The organism is Cellulomonas iranensis NBRC 101100 = JCM 18110 (assembly GCF_001552375.1).
GTDB lineage: Bacteria > Actinomycetota > Actinomycetes > Actinomycetales > Cellulomonadaceae > Cellulomonas > Cellulomonas iranensis.
Genome location: NZ_BCRB01000139.1, coordinates 1 through 5,372 on the forward strand (window position 1 = coordinate 1; position 5,372 = coordinate 5,372).

3 rRNA genes are annotated in these 5,372 nt (G+C 58.6%); all 3 read right to left on the reverse strand.

The annotated features are described in order from the left end of the window. Positions 1-2: 2 nt before the first annotated feature. Positions 3-119: ribosomal RNA gene (gene rrf, locus CS2_RS17495) — 5S ribosomal RNA — on the reverse strand. Between the two features lie 73 nt (positions 120-192). After that, a 23S ribosomal RNA gene (locus CS2_RS17500) occupies positions 193-3,304 on the reverse strand. A 412-nt stretch (positions 3,305-3,716) separates the two neighbouring features. Continuing rightward, positions 3,717-5,236, reverse strand: a 16S ribosomal RNA gene (locus CS2_RS17505). The 16S, 23S and 5S rRNA genes sit together here, the layout of an rRNA operon. Positions 5,237-5,372 lie beyond the last annotated feature (136 nt).

Consider the following 5,372-nt stretch of genomic DNA (forward strand, 5'->3'; position numbering starts at 1 on the left):
TTGTCCGGCGGCGTCCTACTCTCCCACACCCTGGCGAGTGCAGTACCATCGGCGCTGAAGGGCTTAGCTTCCGGGTTCGGAATGGGACCGGGCGTTTCCCCTTCGCTATGACCGCCGTAACGCTGTCGAGTTGTCAACGGGTTCCCGTTGGTTTCTCGGGAACCGCACAGTGGACGCGTAGCAATGAATGAGTTAGTCAAGTTGTCGGCTTATTAGTACCGGTCAGCTGCGGCAGTCTTGAGTCCTGCCTTCCACATCCGGCCTATCTACCCAGTGGTCTAGCTGGGAGCCTCTCGGGGACGAGCCCCGTGGAAACCTCATCTTGAAGCAGGCTTCCCGCTTAGATGCTTTCAGCGGTTATCCCTTCCGAACGTAGCCAACCAGCCGTGCTCCTGGCGGAACAACTGGCACACCAGAGGTTCGTCCGTCCCGGTCCTCTCGTACTAGGGACAGCCCTTCTCAAGTTTCCTGCGCGCGCAGCGGATAGGGACCGAACTGTCTCACGACGTTCTAAACCCAGCTCGCGTACCGCTTTAATGGGCGAACAGCCCAACCCTTGGGACCTGCTCCAGCCCCAGGATGCGACGAGCCGACATCGAGGTGCCAAACCATGCCGTCGATATGGACTCTTGGGCAAGATCAGCCTGTTATCCCCGGGGTACCTTTTATCCGTTGAGCGACGGCGCTTCCACAAGCCACCGCCGGATCACTAGTTCCGACTTTCGTCCCTGCTCGACCTGTCAGTCTCACAGTCAAGCTCCCTTGTGCACTTGCACTCGCCACCTGATTGCCAACCAGGCTGAGGGAACCTTTGAGCGCCTCCGTTACATTTTAGGAGGCAACCGCCCCAGTTAAACTACCCACCAGGCACTGTCCCTGATCCGGATTACGGACCGAGGTTAGATGTCCAGAGCGACCAGAGTGGTATTTCAACGTTGACTCCACCGACACTGGCGTGCCGGCTTCACAGTCTCCCACCTATCCTACACAAGCCGCACCGAACACCAATACCAAGCTATAGTAAAGGTCCCGGGGTCTTTCCGTCCTGCTGCGCGTAACGAGCATCTTTACTCGTAGTGCAATTTCGCCGAGTTCGCGGTTGAGACAGCGGAGAAGTCGTTACGCCATTCGTGCAGGTCGGAACTTACCCGACAAGGAATTTCGCTACCTTAGGATGGTTATAGTTACCACCGCCGTTTACTGGGGCTTAAATTCTGAGCTTCGCTCCGAAGAGCTGACCCGTCCTCTTAACCTTCCAGCACCGGGCAGGCGTCAGTCCGTATACATCGTCTTGCGACTTCGCACGGACCTGTGTTTTTAGTAAACAGTCGCTTCTCCCTGGTCTCTGCGGCCCTCCACGCTCACCACCGCAAGGGTGGATCACGCTTGAGGCCCCCCTTCTCCCGAAGTTACGGGGGCATTTTGCCGAGTTCCTTAACCACGATTCTCTCGATCGCCTTGGTATTCTCTACCTGACCACCTGAGTCGGTTTGGGGTACGGGCGGCTAGAACCTCGCGTCGAAGCTTTTCTTGGCAGCATAGGATCACCCATTTCCCGCATACGCGGTACCCGTCGGTTCTCAGGCTTCACCAGGTGCGGATTTGCCTACACCTGACCCTACGACCTTGGACGTGGACTACCATCGCCACGCTGGGCTGCCTTCCTGCGTCACTCCTGTTAATACGCTTACCTACTACCGGTTCGGGTCCCGTGCTCCCCTGCCCCGGTGTCCCGAAGGACGATGGGGCAGGCTCGGACGGTTAGCATCACCGGGCTCGGTATGGGCGGTTCTTCGCCGGTACGGGAATATCAACCCGTTGTCCATCGACTACGCCTGTCGGCCTCGCCTTAGGTCCCGACTTACCCAGGGCGGATTAGCCTGGCCCTGGAACCCTTGGTCATTCGGCGGACGGGTTTCTCACCCGTCATTCGCTACTCATGCCTGCATTCTCACTCGTGCCGCCTCCACCACTGGGTTTCCCCGCGGCTTCGCTGGCGGCACGACGCTCCCCTACCCATCCACACGACTGAACCACGAAGGCTTGTCTCGAGTGTGAATGCCACAGCTTCGGCGGTGTGCTTGAGCCCCGCTACATTGTCGGCGCGGAATCACTTGACCAGTGAGCTATTACGCACTCTTTCAAGGGTGGCTGCTTCTAAGCCAACCTCCTGGTTGTCTGTGCAACTCCACATCCTTTCCCACTTAGCACACGCTTAGGGGCCTTAGCTGGTGGTCTGGGCTGTTTCCCTCTCGACTACGGAGCTTATCCCCCGCAGTCTCACTGCCACGCTCTGGCTTACCGGCATTCGGAGTTTGGCTAACGTCAGTAACCTGGTGGGGCCCATCGGCTATCCAGTAGCTCTACCTCCGGCAAGAAACGCGTGACGCTGCACCTAAATGCATTTCGGGGAGAACCAGCTATCACGAAGTTTGATTGGCCTTTCACCCCTAACCACAGGTCATCCCCCAGGTTTTCAACCCTGGTGGGTTCGGGCCTCCACGCGGTCTTACCCGCGCTTCACCCTGCCCATGGCTAGATCACTTCGCTTCGGGTCTAGAGCACGCGACTAAAGACGCCCTATTCGGACTCGCTTTCGCTACGGCTTCCCCACACGGGTTAACCTCGCCACGTACCACTAACTCGCAGGCTCATTCTTCAAAAGGCACGCCGTCACCCCTGCTAGGGAGGCTCCGACGGATTGTATGCACACGGTTTCAGGTACTATTTCACTCCCCTCCCGGGGTACTTTTCACCTTTCCCTCACGGTACTTGTCCGCTATCGGTCACCAGGTAGTATTTAGGCTTACACAGTGGTCTGTGCAGATTCACTCCGGGTTTCTCGGGCCCGGAGCTACTTGGGATCCCCTTCGGGAGGCCACGCCATTTCGTCTACGGGGGTAACACCCTCTGTGCCGGGCCTTTCAATGCCCTTCGACTATGACGCGACTTTGTAACTCCCTGCTGCTTCGGCAGAAGCAACGGAAAGGTCCCACAACCCCGTACGCGCAACGCCTGCCGGCTATCACACGCGCACGGTTTGGCCTGATCCGCTTTCGCTCGCCACTACTCACGGAATATCTCTTCCTGCCGGTACTGAGATGTTTCACTTCCCGGCGTTCCCTCCACTCACCCTATATATTCAGGTGAGGGTCACCACACATGACTGTGGCGGGGTTTCCCCATTCGGAAATCCTCGGATCACGGTTCGTTTGCCAACTCCCCGAGGCTTATCGCAGGCTACTACGTCCTTCTTCGGCTCCTGGTGCCAAGGCATCCACCCTGTGCACTTATAAACTTGACCACAAAGATCATTCAAAGATGCTCGCGTCCACTGTGCAGTTCTCAAGCAACCACCGGTCACCCCCAGCCCCCGGCGCCTACCTCACCCACACCCGCGCCACCCCTTGCAGGGCGACACCAGCGCGGATCCAGCGGTTCGACCGGACCGAAGGTCCCGACCAAGGCAACACCCCCTCACGGGCTGTTCCCTCAGGACCCAACAGCGTGCCAGGCCGACCCGCACCGAACCGGTGAGCATCCGTTCCCTCCCACCAGGCGAACCTGACGGCGTACTAGGAGCCACCGACCCAACGAGTCGGCCAGTAGTCGATGTTCCACCCTTGAGCACCACCCCGGCCGCGTTCGGACCGAGCGTGGGCCTGGACAACCACCCCGCCCCATGACAGGACGACCAGCTGCCAGATGCTCCTTAGAAAGGAGGTGATCCAGCCGCACCTTCCGGTACGGCTACCTTGTTACGACTTAGTCCTAATCGCCAGTCCCACCTTCGACGACTCCCCCCAAAAGGTTGGGCCATCGGCTTCGGGTGTTACCGACTTTCATGACTTGACGGGCGGTGTGTACAAGGCCCGGGAACGTATTCACCGCAGCGTTGCTGATCTGCGATTACTAGCGACTCCGACTTCATGGGGTCGAGTTGCAGACCCCAATCCGAACTGAGACCGGCTTTTTGGGATTCGCTCCACCTCGCGGTATCGCAGCCCTTTGTACCGGCCATTGTAGCATGCGTGAAGCCCAAGACATAAGGGGCATGATGATTTGACGTCATCCCCACCTTCCTCCGAGTTGACCCCGGCAGTCTCCCATGAGTCCCCGGCATAACCCGCTGGCAACATGGGACGAGGGTTGCGCTCGTTGCGGGACTTAACCCAACATCTCACGACACGAGCTGACGACAACCATGCACCACCTGTACACCGACCTTGCGGGGCGCACATCTCTGCACGTTTCCGGTGTATGTCAAGCCTTGGTAAGGTTCTTCGCGTTGCATCGAATTAATCCGCATGCTCCGCCGCTTGTGCGGGCCCCCGTCAATTTCTTTGAGTTTTAGCCTTGCGGCCGTACTCCCCAGGCGGGGCACTTAATGCGTTTGCTGCGGCACGGAATCCGTGGAATGGACCCCACACCTAGTGCCCAACGTTTACGGCATGGACTACCAGGGTATCTAATCCTGTTCGCTCCCCATGCTTTCGCTCCTCAGCGTCAGTTGCGGCCCAGTGACCTGCCTTCGCCATCGGTGTTCCTCCTGATATCTGCGCATTCCACCGCTACACCAGGAATTCCAGTCACCCCTACCGCACTCTAGTCTGCCCGTACCCACTGCAAGCCCCAGGTTGAGCCTGAGGTTTTCACAGCAGACGCGACAAACCGCCTACGAGCTCTTTACGCCCAATAATTCCGGACAACGCTTGCGCCCTACGTATTACCGCGGCTGCTGGCACGTAGTTAGCCGGCGCTTCTTCTGCAGGTACCGTCACTCTCGCTTCTTCCCTGCTGAAAGCGGTTTACAACCCGAAGGCCGTCATCCCGCACGCGGCGTCGCTGCATCAGGCTTGCGCCCATTGTGCAATATTCCCCACTGCTGCCTCCCGTAGGAGTCTGGGCCGTGTCTCAGTCCCAGTGTGGCCGGTCGCCCTCTCAGGCCGGCTACCCGTCGTCGCCTTGGTAGGCCATTACCCCACCAACAAGCTGATAGGCCGCGAGTCCATCCTTCACCGATAAATCTTTCCAGACGCTACAGATGCCCGTGCGTCTCGTATCCGGTATTAGACCCCGTTTCCAAGGCTTATCCCAGAGTGAAGGGCAGGTTACTCACGTGTTACTCACCCGTTCGCCACTGATCCCCCCAGCAAGCTGGGGTTCACCGTTCGACTTGCATGTGTTAAGCACGCCGCCAGCGTTCGTCCTGAGCCAGAATCAAACTCTCCGTGAATGTTCATCAGCCACTCACCAGCCCGAAGACCAGCAAGCAACAGACACCACAAAGAACCCCCTCGAAAGAGGGCATCAACTGGCATCATCCCCGAACCAGACCCACGGGGGTGGACCTGATCCGAGCTCGACACCAT